We start from the raw sequence: 21,491 nt of genomic DNA, 5'->3' as shown, positions 1-21,491 counted from the left end.
CCCGAGAGATCCTGCATCCCGCAGACGGGCTGCAGGATGACAAGTGAAAGGGTAACGGTCTGCAGGTCGAAGACTCCGGTGGAGTCCACGGACTCTAACGAGATGACAAGATAAGGCGGAGCCCTCAAATTGGTGCAGATCGAGCGTCAGGCCGGATGAGGTCAGGAAGTAGGTGGCGCCGGGGGCGTCGTACTTGAAAGAGAACGCGCCGTCCCATTGGCCTTCATTCTGGACAAAGAAGGCCGTCTGCGGCAGGGGTGTGCCGGCGAGGGCAAGGGTGGCGAGCAGCAGGATCAGGAGGATCGGGCGCATGGGTGTGGGCCTTGAGGTGCTTTTTCTTAAGATAAGAATGAAATGGGAAAGTTGAAATAGGTTTCGGCCGGGTTGTGGATGTGGGCCGCTGGGGTTTGGGATTCCGTTCCGAAGCGGAACGGAATGACAATGTTTGGTGGTGGTCGCGTTTCGTTGATGGGGGTGGCGATGAAGAGGCGGCCGGGAGGCCGCCGGAAGTAAGATGTAAGGGGCACTGATGAACCCGAGGTTCTTCCGCCCGAAGCGGGCGTCAGAATGACAAATTATTGGGGAAGCGGGCGTCAGAATGACATGGATTGGGGGTGGCGCGAAGGCGGACGTAGGGTGGGCGAAAGAAAAGGCGGCCATGGGCCGCCCTAAGGGGAAATCGAAGTGGGGAACGGGCTATTGGCAGGAGTTGGAGAGGACGACGAAATCGTCTTCCACCTGCTTCATCTGTGCAAGGACGGCCTCATCCTTGACCTTTTTGTCGAGGGACAGTTTCTGGAGCTGTTCACAGTGCTTGACGAGGTCCTTGGCACCATGCCGAAAGGTCTTCTGGTTGAAGGCCGGGCAGCAGGCTTTGGACTTGAGGACGGGCTGGGCAGCAGCCAACAGGAACCTGGCATTGTCCTTGATGTAGCTGGGCTCGACATTGCTGCGGGCTTCGACGAAGGGCATCAGCACCCGGTGGAAATCATGCACCTGAGACGGCGCGCATTCGGGCATCAGGCGGGCATCGGTGTAAGATGCTTTAGTCGCGGCAGCGCAGCAGCCGCCAGCGGCTTTCTTGTCGGCGGCAGAACATTTGCTGCCGCAGGCCTGACCGAAGCAGAGGGACGAAACAATCGCGATCATGCACAGCGAGATCAGAACTGATTTCATGGAACCTCCGAGGCTAAAGGCCCAAAAACCCAAAAGCCAAAATTAAGACTGAACGGTCGTTTCCGGTGACGAAACGGGCGCGGGTGCCGATTCGACATGGCCCTCGAGGGCGGTGTTGAGGGCGGTGACGGCGACTTCGCACATGGACGGATCGGGTTCCTGAGTAGTGATCCGCTGCAACCACAGACCGGGCTGAATGAGAATCTTCACCAGCGCGTTGTCGGTATGCTTGGATGAGAACTTGAGGAACTCATAGGAGATTCCGGCAAGAATGGGAATCAGCGGCAGATGGACCGCCAGACGCGCCCAGACACTGCCGTAATCGCCGAACAGGGACACGACAATGGAATCCACGACTACGAAGAAGATCACCGCCGCAAGGGCTACAATCAGCAGAAAGCTGGTGCCGCAGCGAGGGTGGAAACGGGTCTGCGTGAGCACGCGGTCCACCGTCAGATCGAAGCCAGACTCATAGGCGAAAATGCTCTTGTGCTCGGAGCCATGATACTGGAAGACGCGGTGAATATCTTTCCAGCGGGAGATAAACCATAAGTAGGCCAGCAAAAGGCTGATGCGAACCACGCCGGCGACGACATTGACGATCACCTGCCGCCCGGCGATATTGACGCCGTCTCCCCCCGCCACGAGCTTGCCGATCCACAGCGGAAAGTACATGAACAGGCCGAGGCCGATGACCAGAGCGACCATCATGGAGAGGCCGATGCCGAGCTTTTCCTTCATCCCGGCCTTCTCCTTGACCTCGGATGAGGCGTCAACGGTAGCCTGCTGGGCGGACCAGTTGAGGGCGTCCATGCCGATTTTAAGGGACTCGACGAGGCCGACGGCTCCGCGAATCACCGGCAGGCCAAGCAGCTTAAAGCGCCGTGTCACCGGAGTATAGGGATAAGATTTGGTGGCCACGCTGCCATCCGGAGTACGCACCGCCATAGCGACGCGGTCCGGGCTGCGCATCATGACGCCTTCGATAATCGCTTGACCGCCCAAAGCCAGCTCCGTGGATAGTTCTTTGCGGGTGGTGTTGCCTTGCGGCTCCTGATTCACGATTGGATTTCCATTAGAGTTCATAAAGTCTCGTACGAAACGGGCGGTACACCGCGTACCGCCCGCCCATTAAAGCTTTGATGGTCCAGGCATTACGCCTGAGCCTTCTTATACCGTTTCAAGAATTTGTCCACGCGTCCAGCGGTGTCGAGGAGCTTCTGCTGGCCCGTAAAGAAGGGATGGCAGGCAGAGCAGATTTCAACCTTGAACACATCACCCGCCGTGGTGGAACGCGTCTGGAACGTACTGCCGCAGGCACAGCTTACTGTGACCATATGGTAGCCGGGATGGAAGTTCTCTTTCATGGTCCTTTCCTCAATGCAGTTGAGCCGTAAATATACGAACATTATACGCCGTAGTCAAGCAGATTCTCCTTGGCTCTCGCCATAGTGTAACAATGTAAATATGTGATGATTATTATATTGTCATCATCTTCACGGATCGTTGATGGATGGGGCAAGGTAGACTGCGATCAGGCTCATAAAAAGCAAGAAACCCGGCGCAAACCGGGTTTCTTGTGCTCAGCGAATCGCGATAACGCTACTTAATGAGCATCATCTTCTTAGCGGCGGTGAACTTGGCGGTCCTGATCTGGTAGATATAGAGACCGGAAGCCACCGAAGCGCCGTTCTGACTTTGGCCGTTCCATGACAGCGTGTAAGCGCCGGCCGGACGAACCTCATCCGCCAAGGTCGCCACCAACTGCCCCATGGTGTTGAATATCTTCAGCTCCACTCGCGTCGCTTCCGGCAGGTCAAACCGGAGTTCCGTGGTGGGGTTGAAGGGATTGGGGTAGTTCTGGTACAGAGCGTAGTTGCTGGGGACTTCCAGTTTGCGCGGCTGGGAGGTCCGTGTGCCCAACTGACCCAGCAATTGATCTTCTAACACCAGACCCTGCGCGACCGAGTGCACTCGCAACCCGGCAGGGACGCTCGAGGCGGGGGCGTTATCGAGATTGCCGCCGTCCGAATTGCCCATCAGCATCTGGATGCCGATCAGATCCACCGCCACCAGCAGCGAGTCATCAAACGTCAGGCCACTGCCCAGCAGGTCCGTGCAGATCGAAACGGCATCGTCATACTGGCCACGGTCCGTACGGTAACTGGCCAGCAGGCGGTTGCCATAGACCCGCGTACTGTAGGCACTGCTGTCGATCGTGATGGCGCTGTCGATCAGAGCCGGAATCCAGCCATCGGCATTCTCGCCGTCAAGGTGGCGCTGGGTGGACAGGATGTGCGTCAGCGACTGCCAGCGCAGTTGGTCATCGCCGGTGGCCGCAACCACGCTGTGGAACGAAGCCTGAGCGCCAGCATAGTCGCCTTCCACTTCGGCGGTCAGGGCATTGGAGAACATGATCAGATCGTCGTCGAAATTGTCCAGTCCCTGGCCATTGCGGGCCGAGCCGCGTACAGAGCCACCATGGAAGGCCATTCCCTGGCTGCTGCTGCCACCGCTACCGCAGAGGCCCCACGGGTTCTTCTGCGTGGTGTCCAGTGCGAAGTAGGTCAGTGCAGGAGTGGGGTTGAAGTAGGCGTCCTTGACCCCGTTGTTCCAGTACTGATTCTCTGCCGAATACTTATCGCCGGACATGGTCTTGTCCCAGTACAAATAGCGACCCGTGCCCTTGCGCTGGTACCAGTCGTTCTTGCCGCCGGGACCGCCGTTCTTGTTGACGTTGTCAATGATCGGCATCACCTTGTCCTTGTAGAAGTACAGTAGGCTGCTGGCCGAGTCACTGATCACGTTGCTGACGCCGCTGCTGGCGCCTTCCCAGCCGAAGGTTGGGCCGGTGCCTTGCAGAGCCAGCAGGGCGTTCCCGTTGGCGTTGGTCGGAGCCAGATTCTTGAAGGTGCAGCACTGGAAGTTGGGAGTGCAATTGCTGCCATCAAACACCACGCCGTGACCATTGGACCGTCCCTGGAACAGGCAGCCCGAGAAATAGCCTGTGACGTTTTTCAGGTAGGTGTTGGACGTGTCGCAGCCCTGGATAGTATCGCCGCTGAAGTCTGCCACGCAATTGAAGAGATAAAGCCCGCGCGCGTTCTTTACCGAGTCAATCCGGCTATTGGCAATTCGGACCACGCCCTTTCCATCACCGATGACTCGGATCGCATCCGCGCCTTTGATCAGGCGCTTGCCGTCGAAGTAGCAATTCTGGATATCCACCGGAGTGTCGGTCCCTGTCGGCTTAATCGCGGAAATGCAGAAATTGTCGCAATCGAACATGTGCACATTTTCGATACGAAGACGCCCGCCCTCTAGCTCAATGCCTCGCCATGGATCACCGTCGCCGGACTTCAACCGCACCGGCTTGCTCGGTGATGCCCCTTTGATCAGGAGCGTGCCACCGGATTTCACAATGACTCTGCCTTGATTGAAGAATTGCACCTCGCTTGACGGAGCATCGTCGGGCGCGATAAGAAAGAGGGTAGCTCCCGGCTCAACGATGACGCTGTCCGCAAATCCGATAGGCGTGGGAAGTGCGACGTCTCGGTCAATAACCACTCGGCCCGGTTGTATGGCGGCAAATTCAGGAAAGACGGGCTGGAAAGATTGCACTCCCAGGACATGCTCGCCCGCCGCATTGCTTTCTCCGGTATAGAGGGCATAGCTCTCGTAGCGGTCGTGCGGTGAGTAGAGGTTGGGGGATCGGCCGAGTCCGGCGAAAATCGGAATGGACCATTCCCAATCGTTCGGGTCGGAAACATGATCTTCATTGACCGCCAGCTGAAGCCCGCAAATGACATCGATGTCCAACCACAGGTACCCCCACCACCCCTGCGGAATCGGCAGGTGCATATTCCATTCAAAGGCCATGTTGACGGGATTGAAACTGGTATACCAGTAATTGGTGGACGCCACGACTGGATTTCGTATGGACCACCACGGCGACGCATTCAGGTATTGGATGTCATCCGCAACGAACTGATAGTCCGGCGGATATCCCACGGCGTATCCCTTCTCGATGGCAACACTGCGAGTCTCCGGGTGACCCGCCGGTCCTTCTTCCCAAGTGACAAATATTCCTCCGACTTCGGGAGAGAATGCCACGCACACGTTGCTCGGGTTCCGGTTGGCTTCGCCTAACGTGTAGGGAGTGGCCCGCCAGCTTGTGATCGCTCCGTCCGCACCCGTGCGGCCGTAGGTGCAATACACGCGTCCGCCTTCGATCCAGGCAACCCAGACCGTCGGATGCGTTTCGGTGCCGGCGCAGACTGACAAGGACGTGACCCCGGACGTTCCCGGGCCGCTGACACGGATAGGAGTTCCGACCATCGTTAGGTCGGTAGCATTGAACCGCTGGTACCATACCCCATTCTCCTGGACCGGATGATCGCTATTCGCTACGCCGAAGAACATGGTCGGTGTCGCCAGTTGATCAATCATGATTGGACCGGCGATAGGGTCACTGTTCACTGGATGCGTATTGTCCGGAGTGATCCAGAACGAGGGCAGTGGATCAAAGTCCGTTATACCCCAATCTGTCGTAATCCGTCTGCCACACGGATGCGAATGCGTGTATGAGTCTATGCCTGAATAATGCTCGTCCCAGACAACGTATTGACCGGAGGATGATATGCTCGCTTTAGAGGCGGATTGCCCCCAATAGCCGAAGGACAGTCTATGAGGCATAGACAACATGTCTTGCACGTGTTCCGCATCGGGAATTCCCCACCGATAATAGACGGCTCCGTTATCCACGTAGGCCATGTCAAAACCTGTGCCCCCCGTGTTCGGACTGCTAGATGGTGTCGTCGCGTCCCAACTGTGGACACGCGGAAAACAATCAGCCGCGGAGCCCTCGTCACAATCGCAGTAGTTGAAGCCTCCGAGGTAGAAGTGGAATGGATCATTGATTCCCATCCCGACCGGAATCATATACTCCATGACGAATGCATCGTAGATAGCTTGACCGTTCGGGCTTCCATTGCCAATGACGTTATCCCCCATAATGTTGTCGTCATGCAGCAGAATCTGCTCCGCTATTCCGGCGAAGCCCGGCGGCTGATGTTGCAGAGCGTTGCACAATAGCAGAAGCGAATATGTCCCGGCATCGAGTCCTTGAGGCACTTGCCCGTACGCCGCAATGTTTTCCCGCATCTTCCACAAAGCACTGCTGATAATAATGCCTCTCTCGTGTTCTTCGTACTCCAGTTGATCCATATTGGGATAGCAATAACGTTCGGGGTAGCCGTAGATATAACGCCCGTTGGACCAGGCATCCCTTTGGATAACATGGTTGTTGGCAAAGGAAGCGGAGATGAAGTCGGCCACACCCTCCCTCAGAGCTTCATGCTCCATGCCGCCTCCGTGATCGCCATATCCGCATGTGAATTCAAAGCAATGCCCGTATTCGTGATCCGCGACATCTTTGCTTTTAGACGTGGTCGCGCCGGGGATATCAATGTTCGCATCGAAGCCAAACATGATGACGTTGTGACCGGCTTCACGGCTTGCCCAGGCGGGGACATTGGAGTTTGTAGATCCTCCGGTCAGTTGGTCCTGGGTTGTGACAGCATTGGTAAACCGTGGAGCCCCAAAGTGGTCTCGCATGAAACGGGCGATATGGTTCAGGTTGTACAGTGCGGCGGGATCATCTTCGCACGCACCATGCCATCCGCTCGCAAAGTCGCAGGAGTAAGTGTTGTCATGTCCATAGGGCACAGCAAATGTAAAAGCATTCGTCTGCCACGGATCAGAGTACTCGAAGCTGTTTTCGGTGTCCGAACCCGTAAGCCAGATTCCGACATCTTCGGTCTGCCCGCATACGTTTAGCAGGAAGATGCCCTCCAGATCGAGCGAACACTCCCCATTGACAGCGTCATAGCAATCCCATGAGTCTTCTTCGTTAATGTCGGACAAATGGGCACGCCCAATGCCCGGACAGTCTTCGTTGTCCACCAGCGTGTAGTTATGATTGGTCGGATCGAACACCTCGTGGGAGATGTCAAAGAGAAAGTTCGCATGGGCGTCGCGATGCGATTCTTTCAGCAAAGTTCCTGTCTGCCAATCGTAGTAGCGCGCCGGGCCGTGTTGGCGCGAAGCGATGTTCAAGGAATAGTGGAACTGGAAGTCTTTCGGATTGCTGGTCTCCATAGGGAGCACGATGGGCAGTACCCAGACCTGCTCATCGGCGACGATCTCCGGCCAAAATGACCGGGCAAATCGGTCCAGTGCGACCGAATCATCTTTCTGGCTCAGAAATCCGGCGTCCGGCAGATTAACTTCCTTGTAGAAATTGGATGTCGCAAACGCTCCCATATGTCCTTTGGTCAGGTCAATCACGGTGAAGGCATCCTGCACGGTCAATCCGCGGTATTTCTGCACCAGCCGCACCGTGGGGGTCCCGAAGGTCGGATCCTCGAATTCGTCCAGAATCTCCAGCGTCTGGACATCCAGTTCCGGGAAGACTGGCGCCAGTGCGGAGCGATAGGATTGAAGTCGGGCTTGTGGGTTACTGTTCGAGTAATCAACCGATACGCCATTCAGACTCCGGGTCTCGTGGACCAACACACCGGCTCGGGACGTGCTCACTTGAAAGAGGAGCATTGAAAAAACGAGCAGCACAGCGAGACAAGTCGATCTCATGGGTTTTTACCTCCACTTAGAGTTTGAGGTGATGTGGTTTCGGCCGTAACGGCCTGCGCAATTACCTGATAAGGAGCACAGCATGAGCGATGGAATGTTCCGGACCCGGAACCAAGGCACGACAGATGTACGTGCCGGATGACAGCGGTGCTCCTGAAAACGGAAATTGATGAGTTCCTGCTCCGACCTGTCCGCGATACAAGTGAGCAACACACCGTCCGAGGAGGTCGTAGATATCGAGTGTAACAAGCCCGGCGCGACGTGTAGTGAGCATCACGTTTGCCATCGAATTGAACGGGTTCGGATAGACGGCTAAAACATCCGATTCGACAGGAATGTATGGATACGGATGTGCCAGGTTCTCGTTCGAGAGACGTACGATCAGAACATGATGCCGTGTGAACCCTCCGCCCAACACAGTGCCACACAATACATACCCACCGCCATCAGCGTGTAGCATGCGGGAGATCGTACCGTCCCCCCCCGTGGGGTATGTGGCGCTCCATAAAGAGTCACCGACGTTGTTAATGCCCATCAGAAAATAATCGTTTCCGTTCTGTGAGGCAGATTCGATACCGCCGGCGATAATCCATCCGCCTTCCGGGCGCGAAATTACATCACTGATCCATGGATGGCGCGAGCAACTTCGCGAGAACACTCTCTCCCAAATTACACTTCCGTTGGCACTTATTCTGATAACCCGTGGAGCACAGAGGGCGCTACCGGATACCGAGGTATTTCCCACTAAGACGAATCCGCCGTCTTCCGTCTCCGAAATCGCTGCTGATTCGTCCGGTACATCAGATCCACCGTAGGTACGAGTCCACAGCGTGTCTCCGTCCTCGGTGAGTCGTACAAGGTAGAAGTCGCGCGAGTCGAAATTACCCGGTGTCGAAAACCCAAATGCCACGAATCCGCCCTCTCGCACCGCAATTACGCTGGTACCTTCAGATATCGACAACAAAGACGCGCGATATGTGCGTGACCACGTTGTGTCGCCAACGGAATCTGTTTTCACCACATACATGCTGGGTCCCGCGGCGGATCCCCCAAGTATTTGCCGCCCACACGTTACGTATCCGCCATCCTGAGTGGCGGCAATGGATCTCGCCTCTTCTGGTTGTGGTCCACCCACCGTCGTTGCCCATCGGAATTCTCCGTCGCCGCCAGATTGACAGATGAACTCGTCAGGGTTTCCGTTGTCCGCGCTATCCAAGCGGCTGCCGCAGAGAATCAGAGATCCATCGGAGGACCTGATGACAGCGGACGCCTCAGCTTGGGTCAGAGATTCAATAGACCGTACCCACGCGCTATCGCCGCTTGTGGTGACTTTGCCGATCATTACCTGACGGTCTCCGTGAAGCGTCGCAGAGCGGCTCCCAGCAAATACGATCGCTCCAGAGTCAACGTCGACGGCAGCGAATGCCTGATAATCATCAGGTCCCGACAGTTCCCACGTCCAAACTACGGACGGAGGCTGTGCTGAAGCCGCGCTGACAAGCAGGCATATATGAAGCCCCCACTTGGGGATAGTATTCCGAAGAGCCTTCACGATTACCATACAAAGCTTACAGGACACAGTCTCTTCCTCCGCACGATTTCCTTATCCACATGTCAATTCATCGGCGTGTCGGTCGCCGCCAAAGTTTTCCCGCAGCTTAGGTTCAGCTAACGGCCGCCTGATGCATCGTACATCCGAATCTGCATAACGCGAAGCCTTATCATTAGAAATCGCCGATGCTCGCCACTGGTGCTACTGGACATATAATATAGCAGCCTATCGGTCTCTGTCAATATTTATCTTCTATGCGCCGCAGATCACACCAAGAATGTCTGTCGCTGATGATAATCAGACCAATTATGGAATGTGTGCAAGACTTTGCGCACATTGCAACTATGATAACTATCCCCTTCAATCCACATCACATTGTTACATATTAATATTACAATATGTTATGCTATGTTTTCTTCAGTCAGCGGCTGGGAGCAATGCTGTCCGGTGCTGTCCCTCTGCAGGAAGGGGCCGACGGGGATCTAAATTCGCAGAGGCATAGAACCTCGCGAAGTCCTCGCCTTCAGGCGCGCTCTGTAGCGAGATTATCGGACCAGCAGCATTTTGCGGGTCTGGAAGAAGATCGGGATTTGCAGGCGGTAGAAATACGGCCCTGAAGACAGGTTACTGCTATTGAGGAGCACCCGGCGCTCGGCAGCGGTCAAGGTGATAAAGGGACAAAGCAAAAACAGGAGCCTAAACTCCTGTTTTATCAATGTCGGGGCGACTGGATTTGAACCAGCGACCCTCTGCTCCCAAAGCAGATGCGCTACCGGACTGCGCTACGCCCCGAAAGGAAGAGCCTAAAATACGCATTCCTTGTAACATGAGTCAAGGCAGGACAAAAGCCAAACCCTGCTTTGGGGGCAGGGTTTGGGACAGAAAAGTGATGGAACTAAGTCTTAGGAGGCTTCCCAGTGAACGTGGCCGTTGCTGCGGCTGATGTGAGTGTCCACAAGGTCGCGAAGCTGCGCCGTGTTACCCATCAGCACGCCGCGATCCTCGAGGAACTGTTCAACGGTCCCGAAGTCTTTCTTAGCCAGGCGCAAATAGCGCTTCACGGTGTTCTTGGACAGCTTGTGCAGGCGGGCGGTGGCACGAATCCCCTGCCCTTCCAGCAGCGTCCGGTAGATCTTCTCGATGGTATCCCAGTCCAAGCGGCTGTCCCAGAAGGGTGTACCTTTCAGTTCACTGAAGGTCTTGCCGCATGTGTTGCAGATCAGCAAGCGGACCTGCTTACGCCCGTAGCGCGTATATAGCGCGATGTTTCCTGCGCCGGATTTGCCGAACTCCTGGCAGATCTTGTTGGGGCAGGAGAAATGGTCCATATCCATTTTTAATAGTTCCTGTAAAAGTTTTACCTGTACTTAATATCGGCTCCGGGTACGTAATCTTTAGCCGGATTGGAAAAGACGGCACTGCCGGGAAGCAACACGGAGTACGGGCGGGGATTTGCGACAGTTTGACGCAGATTCAGCAGGGTGCGGATGACCTTGACTATTTGGTTATTATTTGGTAAATTTAAGGCTTAGGAAATTTCCGCAACTGATTCACCCCCCTTCTGGAATAGCACTATGCAAGCGATCCTGAAACAAACTTCGGCGGTTGGCCTGAACTACACGACCGACGCCCCCGTACCGCAACTTCTCAATTCGGATGAGGTTCTGATCCGCATTAAGGCCACCGCGATCTGTGGGACCGATGTGGACATCTATCGCGCGGACGCGCAGATTATCAACCGCATGAAAGACAAGCTTCCCGTGATCACCGGCCACGAGTTTTGCGGGATCATCGAGGAAGTCGGCAAGAGCGTGCGCGGCCTGAAGGCCGGCGACTATGTCTCGGCAGAGATGCACATTGTCTGCGGTCATTGTTACAACTGCCGCAACGGCAACGGGCAGTGGTGTTTGAATACGGTGGTCCGGGGAATCGACGCCGCCGGAATCTTTGCTGATTTCGTGGTGCTGCCGGCCAGCAACGTCATCAAACTGCCGCCGGAACTGCCGATGGAAGTCGCGGCGTATCTGGACGCCATCGGCAACGCGGTGCATACCGTGCGTTCGGTGGACGTGGCGGCCAAAGATGTGGCGATTTTGGGCGCGGGCCCGATGGGCATCATGGCGGTGTCATTGTGCCGGCTGATGGGAGCGCGCAAGATTTATGTAACCGATGTATTCGACGCGCTGCTGCAGGAAGCCCTGCGCGAAGGCGCGGATGCGGTCTTTAATGTGAAGGATGAGGCGGCGCGCAAGGAATTCGTCGCGGTCTGCAAGTCGGATCCGACCAAGCGCGGCGTAGATGTGGCCTTCGAGCTGTCGGGCCATGCCACGGCCTATCGCGACGCGTTCGACTGTCTGCACACCGGCGGCGAACTGTCGCTGCTGGGCCTGCCCAAGGGCGAAATTCCCGTGAGCTTTTCGAAGGACGTCGTGTTCAAGGGTTTGACGATTCGCGGCATTACGGGACGCAAGATTTTTTCGACATGGGTGGAGATGCTCTCGCTGCTTCAGGGACCGTTCCTCGAGACAGCGAAGCGCATCGTCACGCATAAGTTCCCCCTCGCGCAGTATGAGGAAGGATTTGCGATCAAGCTTCGGGGCGAAGGCCTGAAGGTGATCCTGTATCCGAACGGTCAGCAGGGTTAATTTCCGGGCAGAGGCCCGGGTATATGGCTAACGTTTATTTGGCTGCGCCGCAGATTACTCCGACGGAGCAGTCGATTTTCACACGGGTACGCCGCCGCCTGTTTGGCGCGCGGCGTAACCCGTTTGATCCGGACATCTTCCGGCATATTTCGCTCATCGCATTCTTCGCGTGGGTGGGAATGGGCGCAGACGGAATTACGTCGGCGAACTACGGTCCGGAAGAGGCGTACCGGGCGCTGGGCGGGCTGACCTTTCTGGCACCGGTGCTGGCGCTGGCGATTGCGGCGACGGTGCTGATCATCTCGGCCAGCTATACGCAGATCATCGAGCAGTTTCCCACGGGCGGCGGCGGATACCTGGTGGCATCCAAGCTGCTGCATCCCAACGTGGGCGTGGTCTCCGGGGCGGCGCTGGTGGTGGACTATGTCCTGACCATTGCCGTGTCGGTGGTCTCCGGTGTGGATTTTCTGTTCAGTTTGGGCGCGACCCATTTCGGGACAAGCGCGCGGTTACTGCTCGCCATCGGGGTGATTCTCCTGCTCGTGTTCATGAATCTGCGGGGGCTGAAGGAATCGGTGATGGTGCTGCTGCCGATCTTCCTGGTCTTTGTCATCTCGCACGTGGCGGTGGTCAGTTACGGGCTGTTCACGCATGCGCACGATATTCCGCTGCGCGCCGCGGCGGCATCCGCCGAAGGGCACGAGGTGCTGCACCGGACGGGGTTCTATGCGATGCTGTTCGTGTTCTTGAACGCGTTCAGCATGGGTGCGGGAACATTTACCGGCATCGAGGCCGTTTCCAACGGCATGCTGGTGCTGCGGGAACCGCGCGTGGCGACGGGCAAGCGGACGATGGCGTATATGGCGGCGTCCCTGGCCTTCCTGGCGGGCATGCTGTTCATCAACTATTACCTGTTCAACACCCAGCCGGTAGAAGGCAAGACGCTGAACGCGGTCCTGTTTTCGCAAATTGCGGGCGGGTGGAAGCTGGGTGTGTTCCATATCGGCGGGTTTGTGTTGTGGACGATGCTGATTTCGGCGGCGCTGCTGTTGTTCGTGGCCGCGCAGACCGGGTTTATCGACGGTCCGCGAGTGGTGGCGAACATGGCGCAGGATTCGTGGATGCCGCACCGGTTCAGCCATCTGTCCGAACGCCTGGTAACGCAGAACGGGATACTGCTGATGGGGCTGGCGGCGATTCTCCTGGTCCTGTATTCGAAGGCGAGCATTGCGGTGCTGGTGACGCTGTACGCGATCAACGTGTTCATCACCTTCTCGCTTTCGCAGCTCGGGATGCTGAAGCTGTGGCTTAGCCGCCGCAAGACGCATGAGAAATGGCTGGGAAAATTCATGGTGAACGGCGTGGGCTTCGTGGTCTGCGTCATGCTCCTGGCCATTATGATCACGATCAAGTTTTTCAAGGGCGGCTGGCTGACCCTTGTGCTGACCGCGACGGTGGTGGGCATCTGTTTCCTGATTCGACGCCATTACCATGCGGTGAAGGCCAAGGTGGCGAAGATCGACCAGATTCTGACCTCCCTGTCCTATGGAGACGCGCCGATTACGGCGCAGCCTCTGGATCCGGCGGAGCCGACCGCGGTGCTGCTGGTGGAAAAGTACAGCGGCACGGGCATCCATGTCATGCTGAATGTGCAGCGGCTGTTCGGCGCACGCTTCAAGCAATATGTTTTTGTGTCGGTGGGTGCGATTGATACGGGCCATTTCAAAGGGACGGATGAGCTGGCCGCGCTGGAAAAGGACGTGAAGAAGCAGGCCGAAAGCTATGTGACACTGGCGCGCTCTTTCGGGCTAAAGGCCGTGGCGCGGACAAGCATGGCGATTGACTATTTGAACGAAATCGAGCGGCTGTGCCTTGAGGTTGGCCGGGATTATCCGAACAGTGTGTTCTTTGTGGCCCGGCTCCTGTTCTGGCGGGACACGATCTTTACGCGATTTTTGCATAACGAGACCCCGTTCAGCCTCCAGCGGAGACTGATGTTTCACGGGCTTCAGTTTGTGGTGCTGCCGGTGCGGCTTCAGTAGTCCTCCGGCCGTACCGGTCTTCGTCATCCTGAGCGCAATTCCAATTCTGACCTATGCCCGATTCGACGTCGTCACGGACATCCCCCGCCCCTTCTGAACCGTTCATGGTTCGGGTGCGTCACAAGCTTATCGGCGAGCGACGCAATCCGTTCGATCCACGGATCTTTCAGCATATTTCGCTGATCGCGTTTTTCGCGTGGGTCGGCATGGGCGCGGACGGAATTTCGTCAGCCAACTACGGTCCGGAAGAAGCATACCGGGCGATGGGCGGCCTGACGTTTCTCGCGCCGGCGGTGGCGCTGCTGATTGCGGCGACGGTGCTGATCATCTCCGCGAGCTATACGCAGCTTATCGAGCAGTTTCCCACGGGTGGCGGAGGGTATCTTGTCGCATCCAAGCTGCTGCATCCCAATGCGGGTGTGGTGGCCGGATCGGCGCTGATCGTGGACTATGTGCTGACGATTGCCACCTCCATCGTGTCGGGTGTGGATGCGCTGTTCAGTATTCTGCCGCCGCACTGGGCGGTGCTCCGCATGTACGTGGCCGTGGTGGCGGTGGGACTGCTGGTGCTGCTCAATTTGCGCGGCGTCAAGGAATCGGTGATTGTGCTGCTGCCGGTCTTCCTGATTTTCGTGGTGACGCACTCGGCGGCGGTAATCTACGGACTCTTCACCCATCTCCCGGCCATTCCCCAGCACATTGCGGATAGTTCGGTGCAGGCCAACAAGGTGCTGGTGCAAAGCGGCTGGCTGTTTGTGATCTTCCGGCTGCTGCAGTCCTTCAGCATGGGCGCGGGTACCCTGACCGGAATCGAGGCCGTGTCCAACGGCATGCTCTCGCTGAAGGAACCCCGCGTGGCAACCGGCAAGCGCACGATGCTTTACATGGCGGTCTCGCTGGCGTTCCTGGCCGGTTTCATCCTGCTCAACTATTACCTGTTCGACGTCAAGCCGGTGGAAGGCAAGACGCTCAACGCCGTGCTGCTGGATAACATGGTGGGTCACTGGAAGATCGGGCATCTTCCCGTGGGCGATATGCTGCTGTGGACGATGCTGATTTCGGCGTCTCTGCTGCTGTTTGTGGCGGCCCAGACCGGATTCATCGGCGGCCCGCGCGTGCTGGCCAACATGGCCGAAGACTCGTGGCTGCCTCACCGTTTCAGCCATCTCTCGGAGCGGCTGGTGACGCAGAACGGCATTCTGCTGATGGGACTGGCGGCGGTGATGTTCATCTTCTACTCGCGCGGAAATCTGAGCATCCTGGTTGCGATTTACGCGATTAACGTGTTCGTCGGGTTCACGCTGGCGCTTTTGGGCATGTGCCGCCTGTGGTGGTCGCGGCGCAAGAGCGGCGAGCATTGGAAACGCCGGTTCACGATTTGCGCCATCGGTTTTGCAGTGAGCGCGATGCTGCTGGTCATCATGATCTCCATCAAGTTCACGAAGGGCGCATGGCTGATCATGATCGTGACGGTGGCGCTGATCACCTTCTGCTTCCAGATTCGGCGGCATTATCGCGGCGTGCAGGCGAAGGTGGCGGAGATCGATGAGATTCTGACGACGCTGTCGTTTGGCGAGGCGAACGCGGCGCCGGTGCCGCTGGATCCCGGCGAACCTACGGCGGTGATCCTTGTGGAGCGTTACAGCGGAACGGGAATCCACGTGCTGCTGAATGTGCAGCGGCTCTTCGGGTCGCGGTTCAAGCAATACATTTTTGTCTCGGTGGGCGCGATTGACTCGGGCCATTTCAAGGGAACGGACGAGCTGGCCGCGCTGGATAAGGAAGTGCACAAGGAAGCGGAGAAGTACGTGCTGCTGGCGCGGTCTTATGGCTTGAAGGCAACAGCGCGCACCAGTCTGGCGATTGATTACCTGGCGGAGATCGAGCGGCTTTGCCTGGAGGTCAGCCGTGAGTTTCCCAATTCCGTGTTCTTTGCGGCGAGATTGTTGTTCTGGAAGGATTCGATCTGGACGCGCTTCCTGCACAATGAGACACCGATCAGTTTGCAGCGGCGGCTGATGTTCCACGGACTGCAGTTCGTGGTGCTGCCCGTCCGGTTGCAGTAATTTCAACACAGATAACGGTCATGTACGGAAAATTCCAAACATATCTTCAGACCGAGCTGGCGGCGATCCGCAGCGCGGGACTGTACAAGAAGGAACGGATCATCGAGTCGCCACAGGGCGCGGTGATCAAAGTGGCGCGGCAGGACGTGCTGAATTTCTGCGCCAACAATTATCTGGGACTCGGTGACAATCCGGATCTGGTGACGTCGGCCAAAGAGGCGCTGGACCGCTGGGGTTACGGCATGAGCAGCGTGCGGTTTATCTGCGGCACGCAGGAAGTGCACCGCGAGTTGGAGCGGAAGACGGCGGCATTTCTGGGCATGGACGATTCGATTCTCTACAGCTCCTGTTTTGACGCCAACGGCGGCGTGTTCGAGACGCTGATGAAGGCGGAAGACGCGATCATCACGGACGAACTCAATCACGCGTCGATTATCGACGGCATCCGGCTCTCCAAGGCCAAGCGGCACATCATGAGCCACATGGACATGGGGGATCTGGAAAGGCATCTGAAGGAAAGTCAGACGTCGCGGTTCCGCCTGGTGGTGACGGACGGCGTTTTCTCAATGGACGGCGACATTGCGCCGCTGGCCGCGATCTGCGACCTGGCGGAGAAGTACGACGCGCTGGTGATGGTGGATGATTCGCACGCTACGGGTTTCATCGGCAAGAACGGGCGCGGAACCCACGAGCAGGCGGGCGTGATGGGACGGGTGGACATTATTACGTCCACGCTGGGGAAGGCGCTGGGAGGAGCTTCGGGCGGGTTTGCGGCGGGCAGGCAGGAGATCATCGATCTGCTGCGGCAGAGATCGCGGCCTTATCTCTTTTCGAATACGCTGCCGCCGCCGATTGCCGCGTCGGCGCTGAAGGTGGTGGAACTGATTTCCCACAGCACGGCGCTGCGCGACAAGCTGGAGCGCAACACGATGTATTTCCGCGAAGGGATTACCCAGGCGGGATTTCAGGTTCGCCCCGGAACGCATCCCATCGTGCCGATTATGCTGTATGAAGCAACGGTGGCACAGGAGATGGCGTCGCGGCTGCTGAATGAAGGGATTTATGTCATCGGCTTCTTCTTCCCCGTTGTGCCGCAGGGCCAGGCGCGGATCCGTGTGCAGATTTCCGCCGCACACGAGATGGAGCATCTGGACCGCGCGATAGCGGCGTTTGCCAAGGTAGGACGGGAAATGGGAGTGGTGAAGTAGGGAGATTTGTATATAAGGCGGGCGGATCTAAGATCCGCCCCTCCGACGACACGGCTTTGCCGTGTCTGCATAACACAGAACAGCCCGCTCGATGAGCGGGCTGTTCGCGTATTCCACAAACTCTATCGCTTCAGAAAGGAAGCGGGATGGTTTGATCTTTGCGGGCACGGACGCGATTGGTGCGGAGGGCGGGGCGCTGCTTGGGAGGATCGTGGCGCGCCTGCTTTTCGACATGAATCAAGGTCTCCTGCTTTCCCAATCCTCCGTGGCGGCCTTTCTCCACGAAATTCGGATTGAGTTCGAACAGCAGATAACCGCGTTCCTGATGATCGCCGTGGGGACGATGAACGTCCAAACAGGCGAGGCCCGTGCTGCCCACGCCGCCAAAAGGATCGAGCACGATTTCGCCGGGCTCGGTGCTCTTCTCGATCAATTGCCGCAGGAGTTCGACGGGCTTTTGCGTGGCGTGATGGCGGTGCGCGGAAGGCACATTGTCGCAGTGCAGGACATCGGCTTCGCGGGTACCGTTGAGATCGCGTTTGCCCTTGACGGCGAAGATGATCATCTCGCACTGGGGAGCAAACGAGCCGTTGAGGTCGCCGCTGCCGTGATTGTTCTTCACCCAGATGAGGCAGTTCTTCACCTTAAAGCGGCGGCTGATGGAATTGAAGAAGACCGGGTACATGTCGAAGCGCGTGAAGCAGTAGAAGTGGCGGTCATCTTTCAGCACGCGGTGCACCTGATCTACCCAATCGTCTACCCAGCTCAGGTCGATGTCGTTGGCAAACTTGGGAAGTTTCTCGCGAGCGACGCGGCGGTTGGACTGATAGTCGATTCCATATGGCGGATCGGTGAGCACGAGATCCACGCATTCCTCCGGCAGTTCCGCCATCTTCAGAAAGCAATCGCCGTTTACAAAGGCGTTGACGAGATGATCGGGGAGTTTCATAGGCGCGCTCAGAGAGAGGGTCACTTCGACAGACTGACAAAGTGACCCGTATGAAAAGGGGAATATCTCAGTTGAGGCCGATCATGGCCTTGGCGACGTAGCCGGCGATGGCCGGGTTTTCCTTGAGACGGCGGGTGCAGTAGCCGTACCACGACTCGCCGAAGGGAACGTAGACGCGCAGGCGGTGGCCACGGGAGACGAGCGCATCGCGCAGGTCGGGTTTGACGCCGAGCAGCATCTGGAATTCGTACTTGTCGCGGGTCAGCTTGTGCTTTTTGATCAGCTCCTCGGCGGCCTTGGTCAGGTACTCATCATGGGTGGCGATGCCCACGTAGGCGCCGGCGGTGAACATCTGGTCGAGCAGGAGCATGAAGTTGTCGCGGATTTCCTGCTTGCCCTTATAGGCGATGGCTTCGGGCTCGACATAGATGCCCTTGCAGAGGCGGAAATTGGACGGGCCTTCCTCGCAGAGCTTGCGCACGTCGTCGGAGGTGCGCTTGAGATAGGCCTGCACCACGAGGCCGCAGCGGGATTCCTGGCGCATCTCGCGGTAGATTCTGATGGTCTCATCCGTGCGGGGCGAGTCTTCCATGTCGATGCGCACGAACATGCCGTGCCCGGAGGCGGCGGACATGATCTTGCGCACGTTCTGCCGCACATACTGCGGATCGATATCCAGTCCCATCGCCGTCAGCTTGACGGAAATGTTGGCGTCGAGCTTATCGCGCGCGATGCCGGCGATCAAATCGAGATATTGTTTGACGCTTGCTTCGGCCTTGTCTTTTTCATGGACGAACTCGCCGAGCACGTCCATCGTTGCCATGATACCCTTGCTGTTCAGCGCGCGGGCGGTGCGCAGACCGTCCTCGAGAGATTCGCCCGCGACGTACGGTGCGGCCACTTTCCCGACCACGAATTTAGGGATCATCGGAATGGAGGCCACGACAATGCGATCAAATAGACTCATGTTGCCAGCTCGTGTTAGAATTTACAGGCGACGGAGAGCCCCACCGTTCCGCCCTTGAATGTGATGTCAGGGGAGAAGTCGAGCCCGTACATGTGGGCATCCACATAGGCATCTCCCATCGAGAGAATAACGGTTCCCGCCAGCCACCAGATATTGCGATTGCGCTGGTTTTTGAAGAAGCGCTCGCGGGGTCCATAGAACGTGTCAATCAGGTTCCGGTAAACCAGCGTGTCCGGGCGGTTTTCGGCATAGGCCGCGGCAAGATTCTGCTGGGCCACCTGATTGGCCCGCCGGTAGCCGTGGTACTGGTCGTTGTTGAAGGAAATGGCCCAACCGAGAGCGCCTTCGATGGCGACCGCGGCGGCGGCCTTAATGTAGTTGTGCGTGTAGGCCTGTCCGAGGCCAGGCACCGCCATGGACATGAAGACGGCAGCGGTGGTGCTCTTCTGCGGCCGCCCGGAGAGCAGCGGCATGACGGTGCGCGTGGAATCGGCGGCGGAAGCCAGCGAGGCCATCAGCACCAAGCCAAGAGCAAAGAGCAACGCCTTCAGATGACGAGGGCGAGGCATTCGATTTCCACGAGCACGTCTTTGGGAAGACGCGCCACTTCCACCGCGCTTCTGGCGGGCGGGTCCTTGGGAAAATAGCGGCCGTAGACCGCATTCATCTCGGCGAAATCGCCCATGTTCTTCAGAAAGACGGTGGTCTTGATGACGGAGGCCAGCGATGCGCCGCCAGCTTCGAGCACCGCGGAAAGATTCTTCAGCACCTGCTCGGTCTGCTCCGCCGTGGTGGCGCCGACAACCTGGCCTGTGGCCGGATCGAGGGGAATCTGCCCGGAGGTGGAGACGATGGAGCCGGCAAAACGTACGGCCTGACTATAGGGCCCGATGGCCTGCGGCGCCTGAGTGGTCGAGACGATATCACGTGTCATTTGTCAGGGAGGTCCTTAAAAGTTGCGTCCTGAATCCGGCCCTGGTCGATCGCTCCGCCGCGATTGCGGGGATTGCCTTTCACCTGCCGCTGGGGATCGCGCGGGCGCAGCACTTTGGAGGCGTAGCGCGCGATCAGGTACAGGAGCAACATGACGAGCAGCGCACGAAACAGCATGGTTACTGTCCCACCGGATTATAGTAGCGGGTGCCGATTTCATCCCGGTCAATTTCGGCGATCAGAGCCTCGAGGTGATCGAGATTGCCAACGTAATCGATGGCCGTAGCGTTGACCACGAGGAGCGGAGTTTCTTCGTAATGGAAAAAGAAGTGGTTATACGCTTCGTTCAGCGTGCGAAGATATTCCTCGGAAATGTCCCGTTCGTAGGGACGATTGCGGCCGCGAATGTTGCGCATCAGGCGCTCGGTGGAGCTTTGGAGATACACCACGAGGTCGGGTTTTTTGACGCGCACTTCGAGCAGCCCCATTACCTTTTCGTAAAGCGCGATCTCAGCTTCGCTAAGATTGATGTACGCGAAGATCCGGTCTTTTGCAAAGACGTAATCCGCCACGACAAGAGGATGAAATAGATCCGGCTCAGGTAAGCTTTGTTGCTGTTTGAACCGCGAGAGAAGGAAGAAGAGCTGCGTCTGGAACGCATAATGTCGGGAATCCTTGTAGAACTGATCGAGAAACGGGTTTTCTTCCGGGTTCTCCAGGACCAACCGCCCGTCCATACGTTCGGCGAGCAGATTAGCCAGAGAGGTCTTTCCCACTCCGATCACACCTTCAACGGCAATATAACGGGGTCGATTCATGAGCGTGAGGAAGTGGAGGATGTGACGCGCCAGACCGCGAGCGGATCCGTGCAAAGGGCAAGGAGTTCCGTCATGGTTTGACCAGTTACAGGATGCAGAACATCCGGAATAAGTTCACAAAGCGGCACAAGGACAAATTTACGTTGCATCATGCGGGGATGAGGCACAGTCAGAGTTGACGATTCTACGACCTCGGGACCCCAGAGAAGGAGATCGAGATCACAAACGCGCGGCGCATTGGGTTTTTCCCGTGTGCGTCCGAGCCGGGTTTCAAGGTTCAGAAGTAACTGCAGGAATTCTTCCGCCGTGCCCTGCCGCTCAAATTCGAGCACCGCGTTGTAAAAGTTGTCGCCCTCCGCCCCACCCCACGGCTCGCTTTCGTAAACAGCCGACCGGCGGAGCATGTTCAGCCCGGCATCCTTCAGGGTCTTGATGGCGCGGGCAAGATTGGCGGATCGGAGTCCAAGGTTGGAACCGAAGCCGA

Annotated in this window: 16 protein-coding genes, 1 tRNA gene and 1 pseudogene; 4 read left to right on the top strand and 14 right to left on the bottom strand. The window is 57.4% G+C overall.

Translation table 11 applies throughout. The features are described from left to right. The 7 genes from VGL38_12325 to VGL38_12295 form a co-directional block, all read right to left on the bottom strand. Positions 1–312: hypothetical protein (locus VGL38_12325; protein HEY3296208.1), on the bottom strand; the 312-nt coding region annotated here is incomplete at its 3' end. Positions 313–696: 384 nt separating this feature from the next. After that, positions 697–1,176 carry a hypothetical protein gene (locus tag VGL38_12320; GenBank protein HEY3296207.1) on the bottom strand — a complete coding sequence of 160 codons (480 nt, stop codon included), beginning with the start codon at positions 1,174–1,176 and terminating at the stop codon, positions 697–699. Positions 1,177–1,218: 42 nt separating this feature from the next. Continuing rightward, entirely contained in the window at positions 1,219–2,262 is a 1,044-nt protein-coding gene (locus VGL38_12315; GenBank protein HEY3296206.1) for a DUF1385 domain-containing protein, read from the bottom strand. A 68-nt stretch (positions 2,263–2,330) separates the two neighbouring features. Further along, positions 2,331–2,543, bottom strand: a complete 213-nt coding sequence (gene rpmE / locus VGL38_12310; GenBank protein HEY3296205.1) for a 50S ribosomal protein L31 — start codon at positions 2,541–2,543, stop codon at positions 2,331–2,333. Between the two features lie 235 nt (positions 2,544–2,778). After that, the gene (locus VGL38_12305; GenBank protein ID HEY3296204.1) at positions 2,779–7,827 is read right to left on the bottom strand and encodes a FlgD immunoglobulin-like domain containing protein; all 5,049 of its coding nucleotides are present in this window, start codon (positions 7,825–7,827) and stop codon (positions 2,779–2,781) included. 2,270 nt (positions 7,828–10,097) lie between these two features. Next, positions 10,098–10,171, bottom strand: a tRNA-Pro gene (locus tag VGL38_12300). Between the two features lie 110 nt (positions 10,172–10,281). Next, a complete protein-coding gene (locus VGL38_12295) occupies positions 10,282–10,713 on the bottom strand; it encodes a hypothetical protein (GenBank protein ID HEY3296203.1) in 432 nt (143 codons plus the stop codon). A gap of 240 nt (positions 10,714–10,953) precedes the next feature. On the opposite strand from VGL38_12295, the gene VGL38_12290 reads away from it, so the two are divergent. From VGL38_12290 to VGL38_12275, 4 genes are all read left to right on the top strand, one after another. Further along, entirely contained in the window at positions 10,954–12,024 is a 1,071-nt protein-coding gene (locus VGL38_12290; GenBank protein ID HEY3296202.1) for an alcohol dehydrogenase catalytic domain-containing protein, read from the top strand. A 23-nt stretch (positions 12,025–12,047) separates the two neighbouring features. After that, positions 12,048–14,066: an APC family permease gene (locus VGL38_12285; GenBank protein HEY3296201.1), complete on the top strand. Its 2,019-nt coding sequence runs from the start codon at positions 12,048–12,050 to the stop codon at positions 14,064–14,066. Positions 14,067–14,170: 104 nt separating this feature from the next. Continuing rightward, positions 14,171–16,132: an APC family permease gene (locus VGL38_12280; GenBank protein HEY3296200.1), complete on the top strand. Its 1,962-nt coding sequence runs from the start codon at positions 14,171–14,173 to the stop codon at positions 16,130–16,132. A gap of 20 nt (positions 16,133–16,152) precedes the next feature. Beyond that, positions 16,153–17,340, top strand: coding sequence for a glycine C-acetyltransferase (locus VGL38_12275; GenBank protein HEY3296199.1), 1,188 nt, complete (start codon positions 16,153–16,155; stop codon positions 17,338–17,340). A gap of 130 nt (positions 17,341–17,470) precedes the next feature. On the opposite strand, the gene VGL38_12270 is transcribed toward VGL38_12275, so the two are convergent. From VGL38_12270 to folK, 7 genes and pseudogenes are all read right to left on the bottom strand, one after another. Continuing rightward, positions 17,471–18,289, bottom strand: a complete 819-nt coding sequence (locus VGL38_12270) for a site-specific DNA-methyltransferase (protein HEY3296198.1) — start codon at positions 18,287–18,289, stop codon at positions 17,471–17,473. 67 nt (positions 18,290–18,356) lie between these two features. Beyond that, the gene (locus tag VGL38_12265) at positions 18,357–19,256 is read right to left on the bottom strand and encodes a proline dehydrogenase family protein (GenBank protein ID HEY3296197.1); all 900 of its coding nucleotides are present in this window, start codon (positions 19,254–19,256) and stop codon (positions 18,357–18,359) included. A 14-nt stretch (positions 19,257–19,270) separates the two neighbouring features. Further along, positions 19,271–19,825: a DUF5683 domain-containing protein gene (locus VGL38_12260; protein ID HEY3296196.1), complete on the bottom strand. Its 555-nt coding sequence runs from the start codon at positions 19,823–19,825 to the stop codon at positions 19,271–19,273. Next, on the bottom strand, positions 19,804–20,190 hold the full coding sequence (locus VGL38_12255) for a RidA family protein (protein ID HEY3296195.1): 387 nt from the start codon (positions 20,188–20,190) through the stop codon (positions 19,804–19,806). Before VGL38_12255 ends, VGL38_12260 begins: the two co-directional genes overlap by 22 nt. Beyond that, entirely contained in the window at positions 20,187–20,366 is a 180-nt protein-coding gene (locus tag VGL38_12250) for a hypothetical protein (GenBank protein ID HEY3296194.1), read from the bottom strand. Before VGL38_12250 ends, VGL38_12255 begins: the two co-directional genes overlap by 4 nt. A gap of 2 nt (positions 20,367–20,368) precedes the next feature. Further along, positions 20,369–21,007 (bottom strand): deoxynucleoside kinase, encoded by a 639-nt coding sequence (locus tag VGL38_12245; GenBank protein ID HEY3296193.1) that lies wholly within the window; start codon positions 21,005–21,007, stop codon positions 20,369–20,371. Further along, positions 21,004–21,486, bottom strand: a pseudogene (folK, locus tag VGL38_12240) (2-amino-4-hydroxy-6-hydroxymethyldihydropteridine diphosphokinase). The gene VGL38_12245 and the pseudogene folK overlap by 4 nt, the downstream one beginning before the upstream one ends. Positions 21,487–21,491 lie beyond the last annotated feature (5 nt).

The sequence above is a fragment of the bacterium genome, from assembly GCA_036504735.1.
Lineage (GTDB): Bacteria > Electryoneota > RPQS01 > RPQS01 > RPQS01 > DASXUQ01.
This window is presented reverse-complemented; position numbering and strand designations above follow the sequence as displayed.